27 protein-coding genes are annotated in these 21,661 nt (G+C 38.1%); 15 read left to right on the top strand and 12 right to left on the bottom strand.

From position 1 onward, the window contains the following. Positions 1-32: 32 nt before the first annotated feature. On the bottom strand, positions 33-923 hold the full coding sequence (gene menA, locus I5J82_RS10885) for a 1,4-dihydroxy-2-naphthoate octaprenyltransferase (protein WP_198767870.1): 891 nt from the start codon (positions 921-923) through the stop codon (positions 33-35). Positions 924-1,441: 518 nt separating this feature from the next. Between menA and I5J82_RS10880 the strand changes: the two genes are divergently transcribed. Next, complete coding sequence (locus I5J82_RS10880; protein WP_198767869.1) at positions 1,442-1,594, top strand: YrzI family small protein; 153 nt, start codon at positions 1,442-1,444, stop codon at positions 1,592-1,594. Between the two features lie 34 nt (positions 1,595-1,628). Here the strand turns inward: I5J82_RS10880 and I5J82_RS10875 are convergent, their stop codons facing one another. Next, the gene (locus I5J82_RS10875; RefSeq protein ID WP_198767868.1) at positions 1,629-2,870 is read right to left on the bottom strand and encodes a glutathionylspermidine synthase family protein; all 1,242 of its coding nucleotides are present in this window, start codon (positions 2,868-2,870) and stop codon (positions 1,629-1,631) included. 82 nt (positions 2,871-2,952) lie between these two features. Between I5J82_RS10875 and I5J82_RS10870 the strand changes: the two genes are divergently transcribed. Next, a complete protein-coding gene (locus tag I5J82_RS10870; RefSeq protein WP_233096462.1) occupies positions 2,953-3,399 on the top strand; it encodes an RNA helicase in 447 nt (148 codons plus the stop codon). Between the two features lie 32 nt (positions 3,400-3,431). Here I5J82_RS10870 and I5J82_RS10865 read toward each other — a convergent pair whose 3' ends face one another. Continuing rightward, the gene (locus I5J82_RS10865; protein ID WP_198767866.1) at positions 3,432-3,830 is read right to left on the bottom strand and encodes a DUF350 domain-containing protein; all 399 of its coding nucleotides are present in this window, start codon (positions 3,828-3,830) and stop codon (positions 3,432-3,434) included. A 19-nt stretch (positions 3,831-3,849) separates the two neighbouring features. Then, positions 3,850-4,173 carry an aminotransferase yhxA gene (locus I5J82_RS10860; RefSeq protein ID WP_198767865.1) on the bottom strand — a complete coding sequence of 108 codons (324 nt, stop codon included), beginning with the start codon at positions 4,171-4,173 and terminating at the stop codon, positions 3,850-3,852. Positions 4,174-4,349: 176 nt separating this feature from the next. Here I5J82_RS10860 and sigK point away from each other — a divergent pair, with 176 nt between their 5' ends. The 3 genes from sigK (at position 4,350) to I5J82_RS10845 (ending at position 7,518) form a co-directional block, all read left to right on the top strand. Next, positions 4,350-5,057: an RNA polymerase sporulation sigma factor SigK gene (gene sigK / locus I5J82_RS10855; protein ID WP_066237772.1), complete on the top strand. Its 708-nt coding sequence runs from the start codon at positions 4,350-4,352 to the stop codon at positions 5,055-5,057. Between the two features lie 85 nt (positions 5,058-5,142). Continuing rightward, a complete protein-coding gene (locus tag I5J82_RS10850; protein WP_191753749.1) occupies positions 5,143-5,424 on the top strand; it encodes an alpha/beta-type small acid-soluble spore protein in 282 nt (93 codons plus the stop codon). A gap of 312 nt (positions 5,425-5,736) precedes the next feature. After that, positions 5,737-7,518: a M3 family oligoendopeptidase gene (locus I5J82_RS10845; RefSeq protein WP_198767864.1), complete on the top strand. Its 1,782-nt coding sequence runs from the start codon at positions 5,737-5,739 to the stop codon at positions 7,516-7,518. Between the two features lie 361 nt (positions 7,519-7,879). Here the strand turns inward: I5J82_RS10845 and pssA are convergent, their stop codons facing one another. From pssA to I5J82_RS10810, 7 genes are all read right to left on the bottom strand, one after another. Continuing rightward, positions 7,880-8,425 carry a CDP-diacylglycerol--serine O-phosphatidyltransferase gene (gene pssA, locus I5J82_RS10840; protein ID WP_198767863.1) on the bottom strand — a complete coding sequence of 182 codons (546 nt, stop codon included), beginning with the start codon at positions 8,423-8,425 and terminating at the stop codon, positions 7,880-7,882. Positions 8,426-8,595: 170 nt separating this feature from the next. After that, positions 8,596-8,949, bottom strand: a complete 354-nt coding sequence (gene mnhG, locus I5J82_RS10835) for a monovalent cation/H(+) antiporter subunit G (protein WP_332873653.1) — start codon at positions 8,947-8,949, stop codon at positions 8,596-8,598. Then, positions 8,921-9,211, bottom strand: a complete 291-nt coding sequence (locus tag I5J82_RS10830) for a Na(+)/H(+) antiporter subunit F1 (RefSeq protein ID WP_198767861.1) — start codon at positions 9,209-9,211, stop codon at positions 8,921-8,923. Before I5J82_RS10830 ends, mnhG begins: the two co-directional genes overlap by 29 nt. Then, complete coding sequence (locus I5J82_RS10825; RefSeq protein WP_198767860.1) at positions 9,208-9,684, bottom strand: Na+/H+ antiporter subunit E; 477 nt, start codon at positions 9,682-9,684, stop codon at positions 9,208-9,210. Before I5J82_RS10825 ends, I5J82_RS10830 begins: the two co-directional genes overlap by 4 nt. Positions 9,685-9,688: 4 nt before the next feature. Further along, positions 9,689-11,164, bottom strand: coding sequence for a Na+/H+ antiporter subunit D (locus I5J82_RS10820; RefSeq protein ID WP_198767859.1), 1,476 nt, complete (start codon positions 11,162-11,164; stop codon positions 9,689-9,691). After that, the gene (locus tag I5J82_RS10815) at positions 11,157-11,495 is read right to left on the bottom strand and encodes a Na(+)/H(+) antiporter subunit C (protein ID WP_198767858.1); all 339 of its coding nucleotides are present in this window, start codon (positions 11,493-11,495) and stop codon (positions 11,157-11,159) included. The genes I5J82_RS10820 and I5J82_RS10815 overlap by 8 nt, the downstream gene beginning before the upstream one ends. Further along, positions 11,495-13,840, bottom strand: a complete 2,346-nt coding sequence (locus I5J82_RS10810) for a Na+/H+ antiporter subunit A (RefSeq protein WP_198767857.1) — start codon at positions 13,838-13,840, stop codon at positions 11,495-11,497. Before I5J82_RS10810 ends, I5J82_RS10815 begins: the two co-directional genes overlap by 1 nt. 177 nt (positions 13,841-14,017) lie before the next feature. On the opposite strand from I5J82_RS10810, the gene I5J82_RS10805 reads away from it, so the two are divergent. Beyond that, positions 14,018-14,428, top strand: a complete 411-nt coding sequence (locus tag I5J82_RS10805) for a hypothetical protein (protein ID WP_198767856.1) — start codon at positions 14,018-14,020, stop codon at positions 14,426-14,428. 16 nt (positions 14,429-14,444) lie between these two features. Here the strand turns inward: I5J82_RS10805 and sda are convergent, their stop codons facing one another. After that, positions 14,445-14,588, bottom strand: a complete 144-nt coding sequence (gene sda / locus I5J82_RS10800) for a sporulation histidine kinase inhibitor Sda (RefSeq protein WP_198768990.1) — start codon at positions 14,586-14,588, stop codon at positions 14,445-14,447. 497 nt (positions 14,589-15,085) lie between these two features. On the opposite strand from sda, the gene I5J82_RS10795 reads away from it, so the two are divergent. The 9 genes from I5J82_RS10795 (at position 15,086) to I5J82_RS10755 (ending at position 21,586) form a co-directional block, all read left to right on the top strand. Beyond that, positions 15,086-15,601 (top strand): YqeG family HAD IIIA-type phosphatase, encoded by a 516-nt coding sequence (locus I5J82_RS10795; protein ID WP_144698934.1) that lies wholly within the window; start codon positions 15,086-15,088, stop codon positions 15,599-15,601. Further along, a complete protein-coding gene (gene yqeH / locus I5J82_RS10790; protein WP_198768989.1) occupies positions 15,598-16,701 on the top strand; it encodes a ribosome biogenesis GTPase YqeH in 1,104 nt (367 codons plus the stop codon). Before I5J82_RS10795 ends, yqeH begins: the two co-directional genes overlap by 4 nt. Positions 16,702-16,716: 15 nt before the next feature. Beyond that, positions 16,717-17,544: a shikimate dehydrogenase gene (gene aroE, locus I5J82_RS10785; protein WP_198767855.1), complete on the top strand. Its 828-nt coding sequence runs from the start codon at positions 16,717-16,719 to the stop codon at positions 17,542-17,544. 2 nt (positions 17,545-17,546) lie between these two features. Beyond that, positions 17,547-17,837 carry a ribosome assembly RNA-binding protein YhbY gene (gene yhbY / locus I5J82_RS10780; protein ID WP_198767854.1) on the top strand — a complete coding sequence of 97 codons (291 nt, stop codon included), beginning with the start codon at positions 17,547-17,549 and terminating at the stop codon, positions 17,835-17,837. A 14-nt stretch (positions 17,838-17,851) separates the two neighbouring features. Further along, positions 17,852-18,436 (top strand): nicotinate-nucleotide adenylyltransferase, encoded by a 585-nt coding sequence (locus I5J82_RS10775; protein ID WP_198767853.1) that lies wholly within the window; start codon positions 17,852-17,854, stop codon positions 18,434-18,436. Continuing rightward, entirely contained in the window at positions 18,423-19,013 is a 591-nt protein-coding gene (yqeK, locus tag I5J82_RS10770) for a bis(5'-nucleosyl)-tetraphosphatase (symmetrical) YqeK (protein WP_198767852.1), read from the top strand. Before I5J82_RS10775 ends, yqeK begins: the two co-directional genes overlap by 14 nt. Beyond that, positions 19,010-19,378, top strand: coding sequence for a ribosome silencing factor (gene rsfS, locus I5J82_RS10765; RefSeq protein WP_198767851.1), 369 nt, complete (start codon positions 19,010-19,012; stop codon positions 19,376-19,378). Before yqeK ends, rsfS begins: the two co-directional genes overlap by 4 nt. Then, entirely contained in the window at positions 19,379-20,119 is a 741-nt protein-coding gene (locus I5J82_RS10760) for a class I SAM-dependent DNA methyltransferase (RefSeq protein ID WP_198767850.1), read from the top strand. Between the two features lie 99 nt (positions 20,120-20,218). Continuing rightward, positions 20,219-21,586, top strand: coding sequence for a sigma-54 interaction domain-containing protein (locus I5J82_RS10755; RefSeq protein ID WP_198767849.1), 1,368 nt, complete (start codon positions 20,219-20,221; stop codon positions 21,584-21,586). Positions 21,587-21,661: the final 75 nt, after the last annotated feature.

Genomic DNA, 21,661 nt, shown 5'->3' with positions numbered 1-21,661 from the left:
AGTCCACTTTCTAGAAGTGGACTTTTTCACGTTTATAAAAGGATGCCAGTTAAAGTACCTATACAAAGTAGAATACCAAAAGCCATATGAAGAAGTGCTGTTAAGCCAAGTGCTTTGTTTAATTCTTTGGCATCCCATGTAGAGATCGCAATCTTTAACCCTTTTAACGCTATAGGTAGGGTAATTGCAGCAAGCAGACTCCAAAGCGGTAAGATGTCTAAGAATATAAGTGCTAATAAACTTACATACGCACCAAGCATTAAAACATAATATTCTAGTCGGGATGCTTTTCTTCCGATCAAACCAGCAACAGTTGTTTTACCGATCTGTTTATCTGTATCGAAGTCACGCAAGTTGTTAGCATGCAAAATAGCCATAACAAGAAGAGCGTTAGGAATCGCCGCTAAAAAGATTTCTGTATTTAAAGTTAAAGTTTGAGTGTAGAACGAACCAACAACTGCGAGAATACCTAACGTACTTCCAGATGCGATCTCACCTAATCCGTTGTAAGCAAGCGCATAACGAGTAGCTGTGTAAAAGTAACCTACAAGTAGTGACGGAATCCCGAAGTAGAGAACAACAGGGCCGGTAAGTGCAGTTAATATAAGTCCCACGATAATACTTAGACCAAAGAAAATAAGTCCTGTGATATATACTTGGCGAGGCGTCATCTCTTTTCGGTCGATGACGCCTGATGGGCTTAACGACCCGGGAATATCCGCACCTTTTACATGATCAAAATAGTCGTTCACTAAGTTTGTTCCGCACTGAAGAAAAACAGCACCAATAAGTGTTAGAAAGAAAGTAGTCCAATGAATGCTTGTCCACTGCAATGCAAGAATTGTCCCGAATATGACGGGAATGACTGAAGCTGTTAATGAAAAAGGCCGGGTTGAAGCAAAGATGACCTTAGGATGTATCATTTGTGTTTCCCCCTTTACACTCATCATTATAGTAAAAGTTTGTGAAAGTGTACACATAATTATCTTGTAAAGGTATTGCCTATTTATAGAAAACCTCTACTTTTTTTGTAAACTTTCGATTTCAGATGCATATAATTATTTAGGATAAAAAACTCTTTACACTTCTTGGTAATTAGTGTAAGGTTTTCTAAGTAAAGTAAATTTTAAAAAGGAGGTTGAACAAAATGATGATGTACATTAAAACGATTTACCAACTGAATAAATCTTTACGTTCGACCGCCAATCAGAGCAGTATGTCTATTTAACTTTATTTAAAAGACACCGCAGGTCGAATACCTGCGGTTTTTTATGTGCTTTTTTAACACCGCAGGGGTTATTCTGCGGTGTTTTTTTATAAATCTTTAAAGGAGGAGAAGAAAATGATAATGATTGGAATTACACTGCTAACTTGGCTTTTAACGGAGAAAGATTCAACCTGAGGGAAAAAATACGATTGAAATGAAGGAGCTAATAAATTTATGTTTACATTACACTTGTTTTTTGTAACGATAACCTTTTCTATTAAAAGAAATAATCGTTCTGATGAACTTTACGCACGTGATCTGGAAGTAAAAACACTTTATGACCGTGCTAAAGAAAAGGCATCTTATAATTTGTCATCATGGCTGTAAAAAATAAAGGTAGCGCGTGCCGATCAGGCACGCGCTACTTTTTTATACAAGAAGGCAAGAAATAAGATAGGTTATCGGTTATTGCGTTTCCAATACGAAAACCAAAAGCACTTGGTTTTCCGTTAATGATAAATGTTCCTGTCATTCGGTAGCCTTCTTGAACACCTTTTTGAGATTGAAATGTCATTTTTGGAAGTGATACGTGCTTTTGATAAACACTTACATAGTTGTCATAACTATGATGTTTGTCTTGATCTATCATGCAGCCGTTACCATCAAATATACGAACCGTATCTCCTTCTCTTCCAAATACGGGCTTTTGCACATACTTTTCTTTGTTTTTTAAAAACGTGTCAGGCTCAAGATAAGTAGGTAAGAAATAGCGTTCGATCCATTCGTGTTCTTCACTTGAAAAGTAAGGAGAGCGTTCTTCGTGTAACCCCCAAATGACGGCTAAAATGGCTTTGCTCTGTAATAAAAAGGCTGATGGTGGATTGATGATGGCCAATTTATTTTGAACCACAAGCTCAGTAAGCTGTAACCCGATATCCTCGTTCGTCACTTTATCTACATCTTGAATGAGAAGCTCAATGGGAAAAGTCTGTCTATAGAGTACATCAATTTTTTTCCCGTTTTGATCGAATAAACCGATTCCTTTTCGTATGACCAATTCATCCAAAGGTACAAATTGAGAGGGAAATCCTGAAAGTTCCTTTAGATAAAGAACAGTCTGTTTGTCTTCAATGTTCTCGTCATGTGCTGTAAAGACGATATGAGGTGCATGCTCCGTTTTTAAATGTCGATAGGCACTCAAGATGGAGGAGCGTACAGCGTCCTGTAATTGTTTTTCTTTTTCTTCGTTTGGATCTCTATATCCGTGATGCTTACAGATCAAACCGTTGACCTTAAAGCATTCGTAAATAAAGGTGGGAGTATCACTGTTAAACTCCATTATTTTATGACCTTCAGGGGTTTCGACCGAATCGATTCTGCCGATTACTGTTTTAGCTAATGGAGTTTGATGGCGAAGAAAAGAATTAAGAGCTGCTGGAAAACCTAGTAGCTGCAACGTATCATCTTCAATGTTTTCAGATTGCAGAAGGGAAGCCGTCTTAAACAAAATATGGCCACCTCTTTCACCAAGAAGTCTCGCATCTTTTACAGCATCTTCTGAGATTTCAGCAGGTTCATATAAAGCATATTCTTGACCATACATATCGGCCCAGAACTTAGGTAGCTGATTATAAAATTTTTGTCTATTATCTATATAGGTCATGTGTGTGATTACCTCCAAAACATACATATAAAACTGTAAACTGGTATGATTAACATAACAAATAAAAAAGAGGATGAAAATAATGGAACTCACTTATTTTATCGAAAGAGATAACGAATATGAAGCTTTCTTAACGTATAAGATTCCAGAAAACATGCATAACGATGAAAAATATGCTCGTCAGCTCTGTGAATTTTTTGTAACAGGTGGAAAAGAGTACGAGCTACAGTCAAATGAGATGAATGGTAGCGAGGAAATTTTAATCGTAAAAGAAGTAGGGAAAGCTCGAAGATTTACGGAGGAAACGAGTTACAAAGGAAGAGGGATATTTTTAGAATTCCGCTCTTATAACTCTTCAGGAGACATGCCTGTACTTCATACGCAAGCTTTAAACAGCCATTGGGATGTTATACGATATTTGTTAAAAGACGTAGTGGATATACCAGGTAAAGGACAGTATTTACGTGATTCAGCTGAAATAGATGAAGACCGTGCTGTTTATGTTATGTATGTTGGAGAAAAAATTTAAGCATGTGGCACATGCCACATGCTTTTTTTTTCTTAATATGTAAGACACTGAGCGATGACCCAACCAACAGAAACACTTAAAAACATGACAAGAAGTCCAACTGCTTTGTTATCTGCGTCAATCGCTTTTGAGATGCTCGAACGAATCGCTAGGTGTTCTGCTACAAATAAGGCTATGATTTGAGCGATAATTCCAACCGTTCCCCAGATCAACAGATCAATAATACTCAACGAGTTTGCGATAGATGATCCAATGACAAAAGCAAGACCAAATAGTCGTCCGCCAAGTGATAAAGCAGCTGCGCAATTTCCTTTACTAATTAGTTGAAGCTCTTTCGTTTTTGTTGTTAATTCGAAAATGATAAAGCCGACAAAAAGTAAGCCGAGCCCTGTCGCCGCATAAAGGGCAAAATTTAGAAATAAGTTCTCCATCTTCACAACTCCTCAAAATTTATCCGCCAAATCCACTGCTTCCTCCGAAACCAGATCCGCCGCCTTTAAAACTAGAACTACTTTTGTAGGATTTATAAGCAGAACTTTTTAGCAAGCTGCTCTTTCCTTTGTAGTAAGTTCCACCATGGTAATAATGACCAAAATAGCGAGAACCCGTATCATCACATTCATAAACCCCATCATCTTCATCCCATTCCCAATCCTGGCATTCCGAATCAGTTGGCTCTGGTGGAATATCTTGCGCTTGATCGTTACAACCAGAGAGCATGACTGCAACAGATGCAGAGGAAACACCTGCAATAAGTTTTTTTGTTTTATTCACAATTTCACCTCATTCCAAGCTCCATTATAGTATGGATAACTTTATATTTGAACCATTTATTTCTAGTACGTTATAAAAAATAAAAAGGTTCCGTGTGATTTTATATGTACAGACACACCCAAGCCCAGCACCGCATAAAGATAAGGGAATAGAGAAACGTCTTTGGAGGTGCTGTCATGTCATTAGTAGGTGTGTTGGCTTACTTTTTTAAGGAAGTTATGCTTTTTGTATCATATGTGAAAAATAATGCATTTCCTCAGCCCCTGTCTGAAAATGAAGAAAAGCAGTACTTAAAAGAGATGGCCGAAGGAAACGAACATGCAAGAGCCATGTTGATCGAGCACAACTTAAGGCTCGTTGCTCATATCGTTAAAAAATTTGAAAACACCGGTGAAGATACAGAAGACTTAATATCAATTGGTACGATCGGACTGATTAAAGCCATTGAGAGTTACTCAAGAGGAAAGGGGACGAAGCTTGCAACTTATGCAGCTCGATGTATCGAGAACGAAATATTGATGCATCTAAGGGCTCTAAAGAAAACAAAAAAAGATGTTTCCCTCCACGACCCGATTGGAACGGACAAAGAAGGAAATGAGATTACATTGATCGATGTGTTGAAAGCAGAAACAGAAGATGTCGTTGATGCTATCCAATTAAAGATGCAAAAGAAAAAGATATACGATTATATTCATGTGTTGGATGACCGTGAAAAAGAAGTGATCGTGGGCCGATTTGGACTCGATCTTCAAAAAGAAAAAACACAGCGTGAGATCGCAAAACAGCTAGGAATCTCTAGAAGTTATGTTTCAAGGATCGAAAAGCGAGCGCTTATGAAGCTGTTTCACGAATTTTACCGAAGCCGCCAGCAATCAGAACGATAAATACTTCCTTAAGAAGACTGGTAACATTTACAGTCTTTTTATTTTTTTCTCCGGACAAACTAAAGAAAAAAAGGAGTTTTTATATATGGCAAGAAGAAAGCGTCAGCCTATCGTCCCAGAAGCTAGAGAAGGGCTTGATCGGTTAAAAGCAAAAGTGATGAGAGAAGCGGGTTATAACGTATCAGATCAGTCACCAGATGATGTGAAGTATGAAGTAGCTAAAGACATGGGTGTGAACTTACAAAAAGGATATAACGGTACGATCACGTCAAAAGACGCTGGAAAAGTAGGCGGGCAGATCGGCGGAAGAATGGTAAAAGAACTCATTCAGCAGGCAAAAGCCAATTTAGGAAAGCAAGTTCGATAACTTGGTGTTTAGATATAAAAAACAGGGAATAGAATAGGTAAAAAACCAGGAGGGGTTCTTATGCAAGATGCTGTATTATATGGATCATTCGTAGTGATGCTGGCCTATTTTGTTTATGTTTCAATCGCTGAATAACAGGTGTAAAGGAGTTCTTCTTGTTGAGAAGAGCTTCTTTTTTGTTTACCTTGGTAAACCGAATTCTATATATAATTCAAAAAATAAATCAAAAAAATAAACTTCTTAGTCGATTTTTGTTTGAATATTTTTTATAATAAGAAAAGAGTGGAAATATGTACATATGGGGGAGAAATAATGTTATTACAAGATTTAAGACAAACATGGGAACTTGATTCCGTTTTTCCTGGTGGTAGTGAATCTAAAGATTTATTAGCTGAAATAAATTGGACGGAGCACGAAGCGAAAGAATTAGCAAAAAAAGCGGATTCCTTCACGTTTTCAAACGAAAACTTCTTATCACTCATTAAAGAACTTCAAAGTTTTTCTGAAAGATTATCAACTGCAGGAGCTTTCATTGGATGTTTGATCGCTCAAGATGTAAAAGACAAAAAGGCGATGGCACTTCGTGGTAGATTAGAATCGGTTTACGCTGCATTCTCTAACGTCGGTTCAGTAATCGATCAGAAGTTAATGGATATCTCGGAAGATGCATGGAAAGATCTGATGAGTCAACCAGAATACGAGCATATTGCGTTCTCGTTAAACGAGAGAAGAACGAATGCAAAAGAAAAGCTTGGTATCTCAGAAGAGTCATTAATTAACGATTTAGCAGTTGACGGCTATCATGCTTGGTCAACGTTGTACGATCTAGTGGTAGGTAGAATCTCCATAAAAGTTGAGATCGATGGAAAAGAAGAAGAACTCTCAGTTGGGCAAGCGGAGAATAAATTTTCAAGTCCTGACCGTAACGTGAGAAAAGATACGTTCGAAAAATTTGTTCAAGCATGGGATCATGAAGGTGAGTTCTGTGCAGCTTCACTAAATCACATCGCAGGATTTAGAAACGAGATCTACAAGCACAGAGGCTGGGAAGAAACATTAAAAGAGCCCCTCGCGATCAATCGTATGAAGGAAGAGACTCTTTCAGCGATGTGGAACGCGATCAATTCTCAAAAAGAGATCTTCGTTAAATACTTAGATCGAAAAGCAAAACTTTTAGGTCTAGATAAATTAAGCTGGTATGATGTTGATGCACCATTATCTTCTGCAAACAGCAAGATGAGCTATGACGAAGCGGCTCAGTTTATTGTAGAGCATTTCCGTACGCTCGCACCTAAGATGGCTGATTTCTCTGAAAAGGCATTCCTAGACGGTTGGATTGAAGCAGAAGATCGTTCTGGTAAAAGACCTGGAGGATTCTGTACCGGGTTCCCAACTAAGAAAGAGACCAGAATCTTTATGACGTTCTCTGGAACACCAAGCAACGTTTCAACGTTAGCACATGAGCTTGGTCATGCGTTCCATACGGATGTGTTAAAAGAGATGCCTTACTACGCGACGAATTATGCCATGAACGTAGCTGAAACAGCTTCAACTTTTGCGGAGATGATCGTTGCTGATGCAGCCGTTTCTAGCGCAAAAACGAAAGAAGAGAAAATTGCATTACTCGAAGATAAGGCTCAACGTTCTGTAGCATTCTTCATGAACATACACGCTCGTTTTCTGTTTGAAACGAGAATGTATGAAGAAAGAAAAGCGGGTCAATTATCAGTAGAACGCCTATGTGAACTGATGGAAGAAGCTCAAAAAGAAGCCTTTAACGGTGCACTCGATGAGTATCACCCATACTTCTGGGCATCTAAGCTGCATTTCTATATTACAGACGTTCCGTTCTATAACTTCCCGTATACATTCGGTTATCTGTTCTCTGCAGGAATCTATGCAAAAGCAAAAGAAGAAGGTCCTTCCTTCGAAGAAAAATATATCGCACTTCTACAAGATACAGGAAAGATGGAAGTGGAAGAGCTCGCACAAAAACATCTTGGCATAGATGTAACGAAGCAAGACTTCTGGTTAAAAGGAATTGAGCTTGCTGCAGCCGATGTGGAAGAGTTTTTAGCATTAACAGAAGAATAAGATTAGAAACGGCAGTTCCTTATTAGGAATTGCCGTTTTTCGCTTTTTTGGAGTTTATGGAACATGGAGACTTTGTTTGTTATTGAGCAAGAATTGTAAAGCTAAGCCAAGATGTATATGGAGTGAGCAAGGGGCTATTGGGTGGATTATTTATATCGAACTTTGTCGACTCGCTGATATGTACAAAAATCTCGCCGTATTATTGCAGAAACTCGCTGAATTAACACTGAAATTTCTAGGATTATTTTAAAAAGTTCTGAGATTACCAAGCTTTATACCCGGGTGGATACTGATCTAAAAAATGGAACGCACAATAAAAAGCTTGGCAACAAAATGCCAAGCTTTCTAAATGACCTCATATTCATCTTTTTTCAATCGTAATCGTACTAATCATCAGTACAGATAATCCAAACGTCAGGAACATATAGAGAAATCCCGGTACTAGATCAACCGTCAGATAACCTGCAGCCATCAAACAACCAGCTAAAGTGATCGGCACACCAACAAATGAACCAGTAAACTCTGTAATGTTAAACCGAGCTAACCGGATCGCACCGCAAACAATAAAGATAATGGTGAAGATCATGCCGGGCACACCAAACTGATGAAGGACGACTTGATAGATTAAAAATGCAGGAGCAATTCCAAATGAGATTAGGTCACAAAGAGAATCTAATTGTTTCCCAAACTCGGACTCGATATTTAACTTTCGGGCTACCATTCCATCAAAACGATCAAACAAACCAGCTAAAAAGATTAAGACAAATCCTAACTTCAAATCTCCTGAGATCATAAATAATAAAGCTAAAGTTCCTAGTGATAAATTGATCAATGTTAAGAAGTTAGCGGTTTGTCCCTTCACTTTCTTAAACGTTGAATCAATACGCTCTCTTTCGAGCATGAACATACAATCACTCCTCAAGCGGGTAACCAGCTAGAACGCAGTAAGTGTGCATCGTACAAAGAGATAAACAAGTATCCTTTGAAAAATAAACATATCCTTGTTCGTTGCTTAAAATTATATACCCATTCTAATCATTATATGACAAAGAGAAAGTGATTAATAGTAGCTATTATTTATGGAGTATTGGAGCTTTCTTTCTTTTCAAGTTCATTGAATACCGTTTTATCAGAAAGTGGTACTCCTGTTCTGTAAGCTGCTCTTGAGATCATATGACCAGCTACTGGCGCAGTTAGTAGAACAAAAAGGATTCCAAGTATCAATTTACCGCTGAACACATGCATTTCAGACAACACATAGATAAAGGCGCCGATAAGAATTCCGGATACTCCTAATGTTGATGCTTTACTAGCAGCATGAAGTCTTGAGTAAACGTCAGGAAAACGGAGTACACCAAGTGTTCCCGAGAAAATAAAAAAGGTGCCAGCGATGAGGAAGAAGCTAATCACGATCTTGATCAATGATAACACCCTTTTCTAAGAATTTTGCAACAGAGACAGTTGCAATAAACGTCAATATGCCGATTAATAAGATGATATCGTTTAACTGAACGGTATCTAAAATTATCGCCATTATTCCAGTGATTGCGATCAAATTAATTCCAATCGTATCGAGTGCTACTACACGATCTGGATTTGATGGACCCTTAACCGCTCGATAGAGAAGAAGCAGAATCGAGATGGTCGTTACGAATAAACAAACATGAACAACAACGGAGAACCAATCTGTCATCGTGTTACCTCCCTTATTGCTTTTTCAAATGATTCCTTAATACTAACGATAGTTTCATTAACATCTGGAAGATCGATCGCATGAATATAAATATATCTTTGATCTCTAGAGACATCGACAGATAAAGTTCCAGGAGTTAAGGTGATCAAGTTAGCTAGTAAAGTAATCTCCCAATTTTTCTTAACGTCAATTGGAAGTGCGAGTATTCCTGGCTGAAAATCAAGCCGGGGTTTATAGACCCATTTTAAAACTTCAATATTAGCTAGAAGAAGTTCTTTTATAAATAGAAAAATCAGATAAAGAATCGCTCTCACATGTTTAAAATAATACGAATCAGGAATGAATCGATTCAGCAAGTAGAGAAGAGCTGCCCCAATCACAAATCCAACTATAAAACTTGCGAAAGAGTAGCTCTCAGATAAAAACATCCAAATGACGCCGATCAGCAAATTTAGAATAAGTTGAAATGTCATGGAATTACTCCTTTAATACATAATCTATATAGATTTGTGGATCGATCAAACTGTCTGCTGCTGCCTGAACATACGGATAAAACCATTCTGCTCCAACACCAAGCAAGATAGAGATTGCGATTAATACAGCAGATGCTGCTAATCCTGAAGTTTTCACAGCTTGTTTCGGCTCTTCTTTTAGCTCACCCCAGAATGCCCCGATAAAGATACGGATCACAGAAAATAAGATTAACAAACTCGATAATAATCCAATTCCCGCAGCAATATAATGTTCTTCATCCATTGCACCTCTTAACAGAAGGTACTTACCAATAAAGCCACTAAAAGGCGGAATCCCGGCTAATATGAGAGAGGCGATAAAAAACATCCAGCCCATAAATGGAGCTGTTTTTATATAGCCACCCATCTTTTTTAGATTTGACGTTCCAGCATGCCAAACAAGAAGACCTGCAAGGAAAAATAATGCGGATTTGATCGCCATATCATGAACGAGATAGTAGATCGTACCTGCAAGTGATTCCGCTGAAAACGTTCCAATACCGAGAAGCATAAAACCAATGGCTGGCATGATATTATAAGCGATGATCAATTTTACGTTGGATGTTGAAAGCGCACCAATGACTCCGATGATCATTGTAATCGCAGCGATCCAAATGAAAAACGTGTGTGTTAGCTCAAGTTTGTGAGAAAAAATGAGTGTAAAGACCCTAAGCATAGAGTACACACCAACTTTGGTTAACAGCGCACCAAACAAACCAGAAACGATTGGTGACGGTACGATATACGATTTAGGAAGCCAAAAATACAATGGAAATAGAGCACCTTTTGTTGCGAAAACAATAAATAGTAAGATTCCAATTCCCGTTAAAATACCTTGTTGCTCTACTTGGCCAACACGTTCACCGAGTTGCGCCATATTTACTGTACCCGTCACTGAGTAGAGGAAGGCTACGGTTGTAACGAATAGAATGGACGAAAACAAATTAAGTAAGATGTACTTTACAGATTCACGAAATTGATGCTTAGAACCGCCGATAATAATCAATCCATAGGATGCCATCAATAATACTTCAAAAAACACGAATAGATTGAACAAATCTCCTGTTAAGAAAGCGCCACTCACCCCTGCGATCAGTAAGAAGAACAAAGGGTAAAAGTAGTGCTGCACCATTTTTTCTGTAACGGAAGATAGTGCAAAAATCGCTGCAGTTAATGTGATCACATTTACAGCGAGTATCATGATGACGGACAGCTTGTCCGCAACAAGAATGATTCCGTATGGTGCTTTCCAGTCACCTGTTTCCAAGATTAAAGGTCCATATGAAAATACATGATAACTTAAGAAGATCGATACACCTAAACTTAACAAGACCACTAGAAATGAGATGTTTACCGTTACCTTTTGTTTCTTATTAAAGAAAACAAGTAAAGCTCCGAAAAACAAAGGTATAAATATAGGCAAGAATACTAAATTACTCATCATCTGTTCCCCTTAGCTGATCCATCATATCTGTCTTGTTGCTTTGATAGGTTCGATAAGCTAGTACAAGTAGAAAGCTTGTAACCCCAAAACTTATAACAATAGATGTCAGTATTAGCGCTTGAGGGAGAGGATCTGTGTAGTTCTTGACCCCCTCTAATAATATAGGAGGTTTACCACGGTTTAATTTTCCCATCGTTAGGATAAAAAGATGAGCCCCATGTGATAAAAGCGCCGTACCAAGTACAATTTTTAATAACTGCTTCTGAAGTATAAGATAAACGCCGGCTGCAAATAACGTTCCGGCAAGTATAGACATAAGAATCTCCATTATTGGTTCATGTCTCCTTTATCCCGGTATTTTATCATGGCAATAATGCCTAGAGCAGCTAGTCCAAGTACTGCTATTTCAAATAAAGTATCCAATCCACGGAAGTCAACAAGGATGACGTTGACGATATTGTCTCCACCACCAAGCTTGTAAGAATTATCTACAAAATATTTTGAGATGCTCTCAAAATATTTAGAGCTATGAGCGGAGATCGCTACTATTGTTAAGAGTGCACCTGTTGAAACTGCGATAACAAAATCTACAAGCTTCTCAGAAGGTTTCTTGTCTGATTTCTGCAACTTTGGAAGATGCGCAAAGCATAGCAAGAAAAGAGCAACAGTTATGGTTTCGACGATAAGCTGTGTAAGAGCGAGGTCTGGTGCTCGGAAGAAAACGAACAACAATGAAAGACCATAGCCTACAACTCCGATTACAATGATTGCAGCTATTCTCTGTGTCATCCATATTGTTGCAATTGCAGCAACAGCCATAACTAAACCTACTAAAACTTCCGGCCACGTAACAGGTGCTAAGTCATCGAATGATATTTTAAATCCATCTGTCACATATATAAATATCGATGTAGACACAACCAAGAATATAAGAATGATGGATGTATACAATCGTAATGAACCGGTCATATAAAATTTCGTAAGTTTACTCGAGAAATGCAATAGACCGTTTACGATAGACTGGTAAATACGATCGGTTGAAAACTTTCCAGGTACTCTGTTGTAGATGGGCTGCCATCTTTTTAAAGTTAAAGCGAGTATGGTTCCGACTGCTACAACGACTAGTGACATATGCAAAGGCGTATTATCAAAACCATGCCAAAAGGCTAAGTGAGTAAAAGCCAAATCTCCTGTTACTGATGCAACGGCTGGTGCAAGTATCGACTCATTGATCAAGTTTGGCAATAATCCGATCAAAACGACAAATCCAATAAGGATAAGTGGAGAAATCAGCATGCCAATCGGCGCTTCGTGAGGTTTTTTCTCAAGTTGATCTAACTTGGCTTTACCAGTAAATGTTCCAAATACTAAATACATAGAATAGACGAATGTAAAGATACTTCCGATTACGGCTAGCAATGGAATCCACTCTGCAAACGCTCCGGCAAAACCGATCGTTTGTTCTAATTTTAGTGATGAATCAAAGAACATTTCCTTACTTAAAAAACCATTGAAGATCGGAAGCGGTACTCCAGCCATGGAGAAGGCTCCAAAGAAAGCTAGAGTAGCGGAAATCGGCATATACGTATAGAGTCCGCCAAGTCTTCTGATATCTCTTGTTCCTGTTTCATGATCAACAATACCCGCTATCATAAACAAGCTGCCTTTAAAGGTAGCGTGGTTAAAGATGTGGAAGATCGCAGCGAGTGTAGCAATACCATTACCAAAGCCGAGCATCGTCATGATCATACCTAACTGGCTGATCGTGGAATAGGCTAGAATTCCCTTTAAATCAGTCTGGCGAGACGCGAGAATCGATCCTAAACATAGTGTGATCAGACCCACTCCAGAAACGATGATGAAAAATACATCCGTCCCACTAAAGATGAGAGAGAACCTCGCTACTAGATAGATCCCTGCTTTAACCATCGTTGCAGAGTGAAGGTATGCACTAACTGGAGTTGGTGCTTCCATCGCATCAGGTAGCCAGCTGTGAAAAGGAAACTGTGCCGATTTTGTAAAAGCTCCAATCAGTAACAATAGTAATATAGGTATAAACAAGTCACTCTCAATGATTTCAGAACGATTAGCAATCATTTCTCGGATGCTGTTCGTTTCGGCTGCGATAGATAGGAGTATGAGTGCACCTAACATGGACAGCCCGCCAAAAACTGTCACGAGCATTGATTTTTGTGCACCATATGTGGAACGTTCTCGATAAAACCAAAATCCAATTAATAGAAAGGATGAGATACTCGTGAACTCCCAAAAGGTATACAGTACGAATACGTTGTCAGATAGAACGACGCCAAGCATCGATCCCATAAATAATAAAAGATAAACATAGAAATGGACGAGCTGTTCTTTTTTTGATAAATAATAGATCGAATAGAGAACGACTAGGGATCCGATCCCTGTTATTAAAAGTGAAAAAAGCATGCTAAGTCCATCCAAATAAAAACTTAGTTGGATGTCGAGGGATGGAATCCAATTCGCGATGCTTTGAACAATTTTCCCTTCTGCCAATGTAGGCAATTTTGAAATAAACAGGATAAAAAGCACGACTGGAACAGGCAGAACAAACCAACCAGTATGGATCCGGTATACTTTCTTAGCAACAAGTCCAATTAACAATGCTGCTAAAAAAGGTAAGAGTATGTAGATATGCAACATGAGTACCGGTAAACCTCCTTAAAACCCAAGAATAATCGTCATAGTCCATTATATTGTAAGCAAAACCTTTCCTTTTTAGCAAATACTTTACCAAATAGAAACTCTCTAATCAGATTGTTTGGATCTCTTGAATATCCTTCCCAAAAAATACCTAACCTATTTGAGAGGTGATTGAAAATGAGACTACCATATACATACGGAATACTATTGATTTTGTTTCAACTAACTGGCTGTTTTAATGATTCTATTTATAAAAAAGATGAGACGAGTCCAGAGTTTCAACCTAGAGAATACTATAGGAAGCACATTAGCTTTTCTGAAGCAGGAGTTTCGACGGCATCTTCACTTGCTGAAGAAATGAGACGAGAAATTACGAAAGATAAACTTATTAAACGTGCAGTGGTGATAAAAGAAGATGGAAAATATGTAGTGGCGATTCAGATGAAATCTTACCAATACAAAAAGGCAGCTTCATTAAGTAAGAAGTATAAGCAGGCATGGGAGGAACAGTGGGAAATTCCGATTGAAATAACATTTGAACCAGGAGAATATCGAAAAGTTGAAAGAGAGTTGGCCACAAAAAAATAGAGCGTATATTTACGCTCTACATTAAAACTTGCTGTAATTTAGCATGAAGAGATCTTCTGTCAATCTCTTTTTTTATGAGTAAGATAAAGTCATTACTAAGTTTCAGTTCTCTAGCTTTTAAATAAGATTCAATCAAAAGGTCGTCTGAAAGTTTTTCCATAATATAGCCCTTTAAAAGCGGCATGGTCACCTCCTGCTTTTTTATAAAAAAAGTGAAAAGTATTCTACATTCATATTGAATGAATATGATGGTAAGTTCATGATTTATGTACTTGCTTTATGTACTTTGAAGCTTACCATGTATTGTAAAAAGGAACAACCGTTCGTTTATCCACAGTGTTTGGTGGATAAGTTGTGGGTAAAGTGTTAACATCTTTAAGAAAGATAGTTGATACTTAGGTGAATAATGTGAATAAGATTATCCACACTTTAAGGTAGGGGAACAAATTGTCGAAAACTTTTTGTTTTTTCTAAATTAGACTATTTTTAACAACTTAAAAATGTTGCCATACTTAAATAATCGATTTAGCAGAAAAACCTAATGGAAAGAGCTCGAATTTTATATATAATGACAGTTATTGTAGAAAAATCGTTTGTACTTCCTATCATTACTGGTAAAATAGATACGTTGAAAAGGAAACGTGAAGAGGTGCTAGAATGTTAAAACATTTTTTACCGGATCAACATGTTCAGAATATCCTGGACATCACACCGGAAATGTTAGTTGAACGAGGAGTAAAAGGTATTATCACAGATTTGGATAATACGCTTGTGGAATGGGATAGACCTGAAGCGACTCCTGAATTGATCGAGTGGTTTACTTCTATTAAAGAAAAAGGTATTTTGATCACAATTGTTTCAAACAATACACAGCATAGAGTAAAGAGCTTCTCAGACCCTGTGGGCATTCCGTTTATCTACAGCGCTAGAAAACCAATGACCAAAGCTTTCAAGCGCGCTCTGAAAGATATGAAGCTGAAAAATGAACAAGTTGTTGTTATCGGAGATCAACTTCTTACTGACGTACTAGGTGGGAATCGATTAGGTTTGCATACTATACTCGTTGTACCAGTGGCTAGCAGTGACGGTACTTGGACAAGGTTTAACAGAAAGATTGAACGCATCATATTGTCTTGGATGAAAAGAAAAGGCATGCTGCATTGGGAGGAATAGGTTTGGAACAAATTAAATGTGTGGGTTGTGGAGTTTCCATACAAACAGAAGACAAAGAAGCGCTTGGATACGCACCTCTTTCGGCACTGACGAAAGATCTGCCTATTTGCCAGCGCTGTTTTCGTTTAAAACACTATAACGAAATTCATGACGTAAGTTTAACAGATGATGATTATCGTAAAATTGTCTCGAGTATTGGAGATGAAGATGCGTTAGTTGTTAAAATCGTTGATATTTTTGATTTTAATGGAAGTTGGCTCCCGGGACTTCATCGTTATGCGGGGAACAACCCGATCCTTCTTGTTGGAAACAAGCTTGATCTGCTTCCAAAATCAGTGAATCCTAATAAGGTAATTCATTGGATGAAGAAGGAAGCAAAAGAGCTAGGCTTGAAGCCCATCGATGTAAAATTGATCTCTGCTGACAAAGGGTATGGAATTGAGGAATTGGCAGAGTCTATCGATCATTATCGCCAAGGAAAAGATGTATACGTTGTAGGGTGCACGAACACAGGGAAATCTACGTTTATTAACCGTTTAATCAAACAATTCGGCGAGGAAGCAGCTGATTTTATTACAACTTCTCATTTTCCCGGAACGACATTAGATCTCATTGATATTCCACTCGATGGAAGAAGTCACATGTATGATACGCCTGGGATCATTAATCATCACCAAATGGCACATTTTGTTTCTAAAAAAGAATTGAATATCATCATGCCTAAAAAAGAAATAAAACCTATGGTGTTTCAATTGAATGAATTGCAGACGTTGTATTTTGGTGGACTTGCAAGAATGGACTATATGAAAGGCGGTAAACAGTCGTTTGTTTGCCATTTTTCAAACCATTTGAATATACATCGAACTAAGACCGACAAAGCAGACGAACTTTATGAGAAACATCTTGGTGACATGTTAGCCCCTCCCGAAGATACGGAGAACTTTCCAAAGCTTAAACGCTATGAATTTGTTATAAAGGAAAGCAAAACAGATGTTGTGATCTCTGGTCTTGGCTGGGTAACTTTCCCAGAAGCAGGTGCGAAGGTGGCTTTCTATGCTCCCGAGGGTGTAGCTGTAACTGTTCGAAAATCCTTAATTTAAGGAGAGAATTTCGTCATGATTAAAGCACTTGTTATCGGTGATCCAATCGATCATTCCTTATCACCTGTCATGCAAACAGCTGCATTTCAGCAAACCGGTATTTCTGGAACATATGAAAAAAGACGTGTGACTTCTGATGAATTAGAGGCGTTCGTTAAATTTCTGAAAGAAAGCAATTATGCAGGATGTAATATTACCATCCCTCACAAAGTAGCAATTCTACCATTTCTAGATAAGATTGATGAGGAAGCTAAAGAGATAGGTGCTGTTAACACAGTCGTAAATAAAGATGGAAAATTGATCGGTTATAACACAGACGGTAAGGGTTTCTTGCTGGGTTTAAAAGAAAAAATCAGTAAGCCACTTTCAGATTTAAACGTTCTACTAATTGGAGCTGGCGGAGCTGCCAGATCTATCGCTTATGCACTAAGTAAGGAAGAACCTGCTTATTTGGCGATAGCGAATCGTTCAGAAGAACGACTTCATTCTTTATTAAAAGATTTGAACGATGAACGTATAGAAGGTTTGTCTTTACAAAAAGCCGAAGAAGATCTTGCTCGTTTTGATGTATTAATCAACACGACCAACGCGGGTATGCATCCAGATACCGAGTCAATTCCACTTAACCTTAACTTGCTAAAAAAAGAAGCGGTGGTAAGTGATATCGTTTATAATCCGCTAGCAACTCGATGGCTTAGAGAAGCTGAGGAATTAGGCGCAACAACAGATAATGGTGTATCTATGCTCGTTATGCAAGGAGCTATGGCATTCGAAAAGTGGACAGGCATTTTTCCAGATACAAATAATATGAAACAAGTCGTTATGGAACAACTTAGGAGGTAACTATGCTTACAGGTAAACAAAAACGTTTTTTACGATCAAAAGCACATCATATTCAACCTATCTTTCAGGTTGGTAAAGGTGGAGTTAATTCAAATTTAGTCAAACAGGTTGACGAAGCACTTGAAGCGAGAGAGCTTATAAAAGTTAGCGTGCTTCAAAACTGTGAAGATGATAAAGATACAGTAGCATCACAGCTTTCTTCTGGCTCGAAATCACAGTTAGTTCAAGTGATCGGAAGTACAATCGTACTTTACAAAGAATCAATCAACCAAAAACGCATCCAACTCCCTTAAGGAGTGACAGAGTAATGAATAAACAAATTGGCCTTTTTGGAGGTACGTTTAATCCGCCACATATCGGACATCTGCTTATTGCTCAAGAGGCATTAACTCAATTGCATTTAGATGAAGTGTGGTGGATGCCTTCCTCTACACCTCCACATAAACAAAAAGACAATGAAGTCTCGGATGACCAGCGTATAGAAATGGTTCAAAAAGCGATTGGTAACAATGAGCAGTTTTCCCTTTCTTTGCTTGAATTTGAGAGAAGTGGACCTTCATATACTATTGATACGGTTCGTCTTCTGAAGGAAAAATATCCACAAGTAGCCTTCACTTTTATAATGGGTGGAGATATGGTTCATTCCTTAAGCAGTTGGCATAAGATTGACGAGTTGAAAGATCTTGTTGAATTTGCAGGTGTCGGTCGTGCAGGATATGCCGTTGACCATCATTGGGAGAGGTATCGAGTAAAGCATGTAGAAGTACCTATTATCGAGATCTCATCGTCGTTTATCCGTAATCAATCAAGCGTTGGGCAGAATATTCGTTACTATGTCTTAGATGAGGTCTGGAATTATATAAAGGAGAACCACCTTTATGGAACGAACTAAAGCACTGGAAATTGTAAAAAAACAGCTGACAGAGCACCGTTTTATCCATACGTTAGGAGTGGAAGAAACAAGTCTTGCTTTAGCTAAGAAATATGGAGTAGACCAAAAAAAAGCAGAAACAGCAGCCATATTTCATGATTATGCTAAATTTCGGCCAAAAGAAGAAATGAGAGAAATTGTGCGTAGCAAGGGACTCTCACAAGACTTGTTATTCTATGGAAACGAAGTATTGCATGCGCCAGTAGGAGCCTACTTAGTTGAAAGAGAAGTCGGAATAACTGATGAAGATATTCTAAGTGCTATCTATTACCATACAACAGGTAATGGAGCGATGACTACACTTGAAAAAGTGATTTTTTTAGCAGATTACATCGAGCCGAATCGTCAATTTCCAGGTGTGGAAAGTGTTAGAGAGATGGCAGAGAATGATCTTGATCAAGCGTGTTTGATGGCAGTTAAGAACACAATTACTTTTCTAATGAAACAGAATCAAAAAATCTATCCACTCACGTTTGAAGCGTATAACGGATTGCTTCAAGAGATTAAATTTAAAAAAGAGAAGGAGTGCACTGGATGAACGTAAAAGAGCTTATGGAATTGGTCGTAAAGACCGCTGATGATAAAAGAGCAGAGAACATTGCCGTGTTAGATATGGAAGGAATCTCGCTTGTAGCAGATTACTTTGTTATCTGTCATGGTAATTCTGAGAAACAAGTCCAAGCAATTGCAAGGGAACTGAAAGATGTTGCGCTAGAGAATGATATTCAGATTCGCCGAATGGAAGGGTATGACCATGCAAGATGGGTTTTAATCGACCTGGCAAACATCGTTGTTCATGTATTCCATCGAGATGACCGCAGTTATTATAATCTTGAGAAACTATGGGGAGACGCCAGTAGAATTGATGTTGATGCCATTATTACCCCGCAACAGAACCTGTAGATGAGCTATCAGCGATTTGCCTATCTCTATGATGAGTTGATGGAGGATGCTCCATACACTGAATGGTTAGAATTTGTGAAAACATCCGCTTCTAAACATTTAGAAGATGGAAAGCGGTTTTTAGATGTTGGTTGTGGCACGGGTTCGATGACGATTTTACTCGCGAAAGAAGGCTTTGATGTTACCGGGGTTGATCTTTCCACAGATATGTTGATGGTCGCAAAGGAAAAAGCCGAAGCAGAAAGAGTGAATCTTTCCCTTTTTCAGCAAGATATGCGAGAGTTAGAAGGACTAGGTGTTTTTGATTGTGTCACGATATTATGTGACTCGCTTAATTACATTTTGACAGAAGAAGATGTGAAAAGAACTTTTCTTTCAGCTGGTAGTCACCTGAAAACAGGAGGACTTCTTCTTTTCGATGTTCATTCTTTACATAAGATCAATGAAATCTTTATTGGACAAACCTTTGGTAGTAATGAAGAAAAGCTATCTTACATATGGCAATGCTATCAAGGTGAGCTAGAAAATAGTGTAGAACACGAGTTATCTTTCTTTTTGCAAAATGAAGATTCGTACGAACGATATGATGAGCTTCATACACAAAGAACATTCTCAGTCGACGACTATTGTAATTGGTTAAATGAATGCGGGTTTGAACACTTAGATATCTCAGCAGATTTCAAAGGAATCGAACCGACAGAAGAAAGTGAACGGATCTTTTTCGTAGCCAGAAAAAAATAAAAATGATGAGGAGGCAGCCGATGTGCTGTCTTTTCTAGTAGGAAGCGTTACAATTACACATAAAGATGTACTACTTTTCTACAGAATTAGGTGATATACATGTTGGATCAAGATCCATTGTTCAAGAACAACATTCTAGAGACGATCATCGACAGTGCTTATGAATGGATAGTCGTTGTTGATCATGAAGGAATCGTCCGATACATGAATAAAACGTACTGCGAGTTTTTAGGCGAAGATCCTAAAAAAGTAATAGGAAAGCATGTTACAAAGGTGATTGAAAATACAAGAATGCACAAAGACGTTTTACAGGGAAAAGTTGAGATTGCGGATCTTCAGTTCATTAGAGGGAACTATATGATAGCAAACCGCATTCCTATCCTAAATGAAGGAAAAGTAATAGGAGCTGTTGGTACGGTAATATTTAGAGATACCGAGCAATGGAAAAAGATGAACTCTCACATAAAAGCACTTCTTCATGAACTCAATTTTTATAAAAAAGAGTGGGAAGAAATAAATGGCGCGACTTATACATTGAATGATTTTGCAGGAACTTCAGCAGAAGTTCAAAAAGTAAAGAAGCATGTGAAGAATATTGCCAGTGGAGACTTATCAGTATTAATCCGGGGTGAGAGCGGAACGGGCAAAGAGTTGCTTGCTCATAGCATCCATCAATTAAGTGAAAGAAGTGGAAAGCCCTTCATAAAACTTAATTGTGGTGCGGTTCCTGAGCATTTGTTTGAATCTGAACTATTCGGCTATTCTGAAGGAGCATTTACAGGAGCTAAAAAAGGCGGAAAGTTAGGTAAGTTTCAGCTTGCAGACGGGGGCACTCTATTCTTGGACGAGATCGGGGATCTACCTCAAAGCATGCAAATAAAATTGCTGCGTGTTCTTCAGGAAAAAGAAGTAGAGCCTGTAGGCGCTGTTCATACGCAAAAAGTAAACGTACGAGTGATTGCTGCTACAAATCGCCCGTTAGAGAGATTGATTAGTGAGAATACGTTTCGTGAAGACTTGTTTTATCGAATAAATGTGCTGCAAATTCAAATACCTCCACTTCGTGAGAGAAAAGAAGATATATGGCCACTCGCAGAAAATTTTATCAGATTGAACTGCGCTGAAACAGGTAAACGTATCTTGAGTATAGATGATGATGTAAAGGAAGCGTTCTTAGAATACAGCTGGCCAGGAAATGCGAGAGAACTTAAGAATTTTGTAGAAGCAGCCATCCAGCTTACTCATAGTGACCGATTATCGTTAGATGTTTTTCCGGATTTTTTAAAAGAAAAGCTTGGAATCAATAAAAAGCAGCTGACACTTAAAGAACACATTCAAGAAACTGAAAAAAATGTGATCTCTTACTATTTGGATACGATGGACGGGGATATAATGCGTGTCGCTAAACAACTAGGCATTGGTAAGACAAATCTTTATGATAAGATAAAAAAATATAACATTCGTTAATACAAAATTCTGTATTTCCGAAAAACCGGAATCAACGTCCGTTTTTTCGGAAAGTTTCATTATGTTAATTAAATA

It is taken from the genome of Fictibacillus halophilus (assembly GCF_016401385.1).
In the GTDB taxonomy this organism is placed as follows: Bacteria; Bacillota; Bacilli; order Bacillales; family Fictibacillaceae; genus Fictibacillus; species Fictibacillus halophilus.
This window is presented reverse-complemented; position numbering and strand designations above follow the sequence as displayed.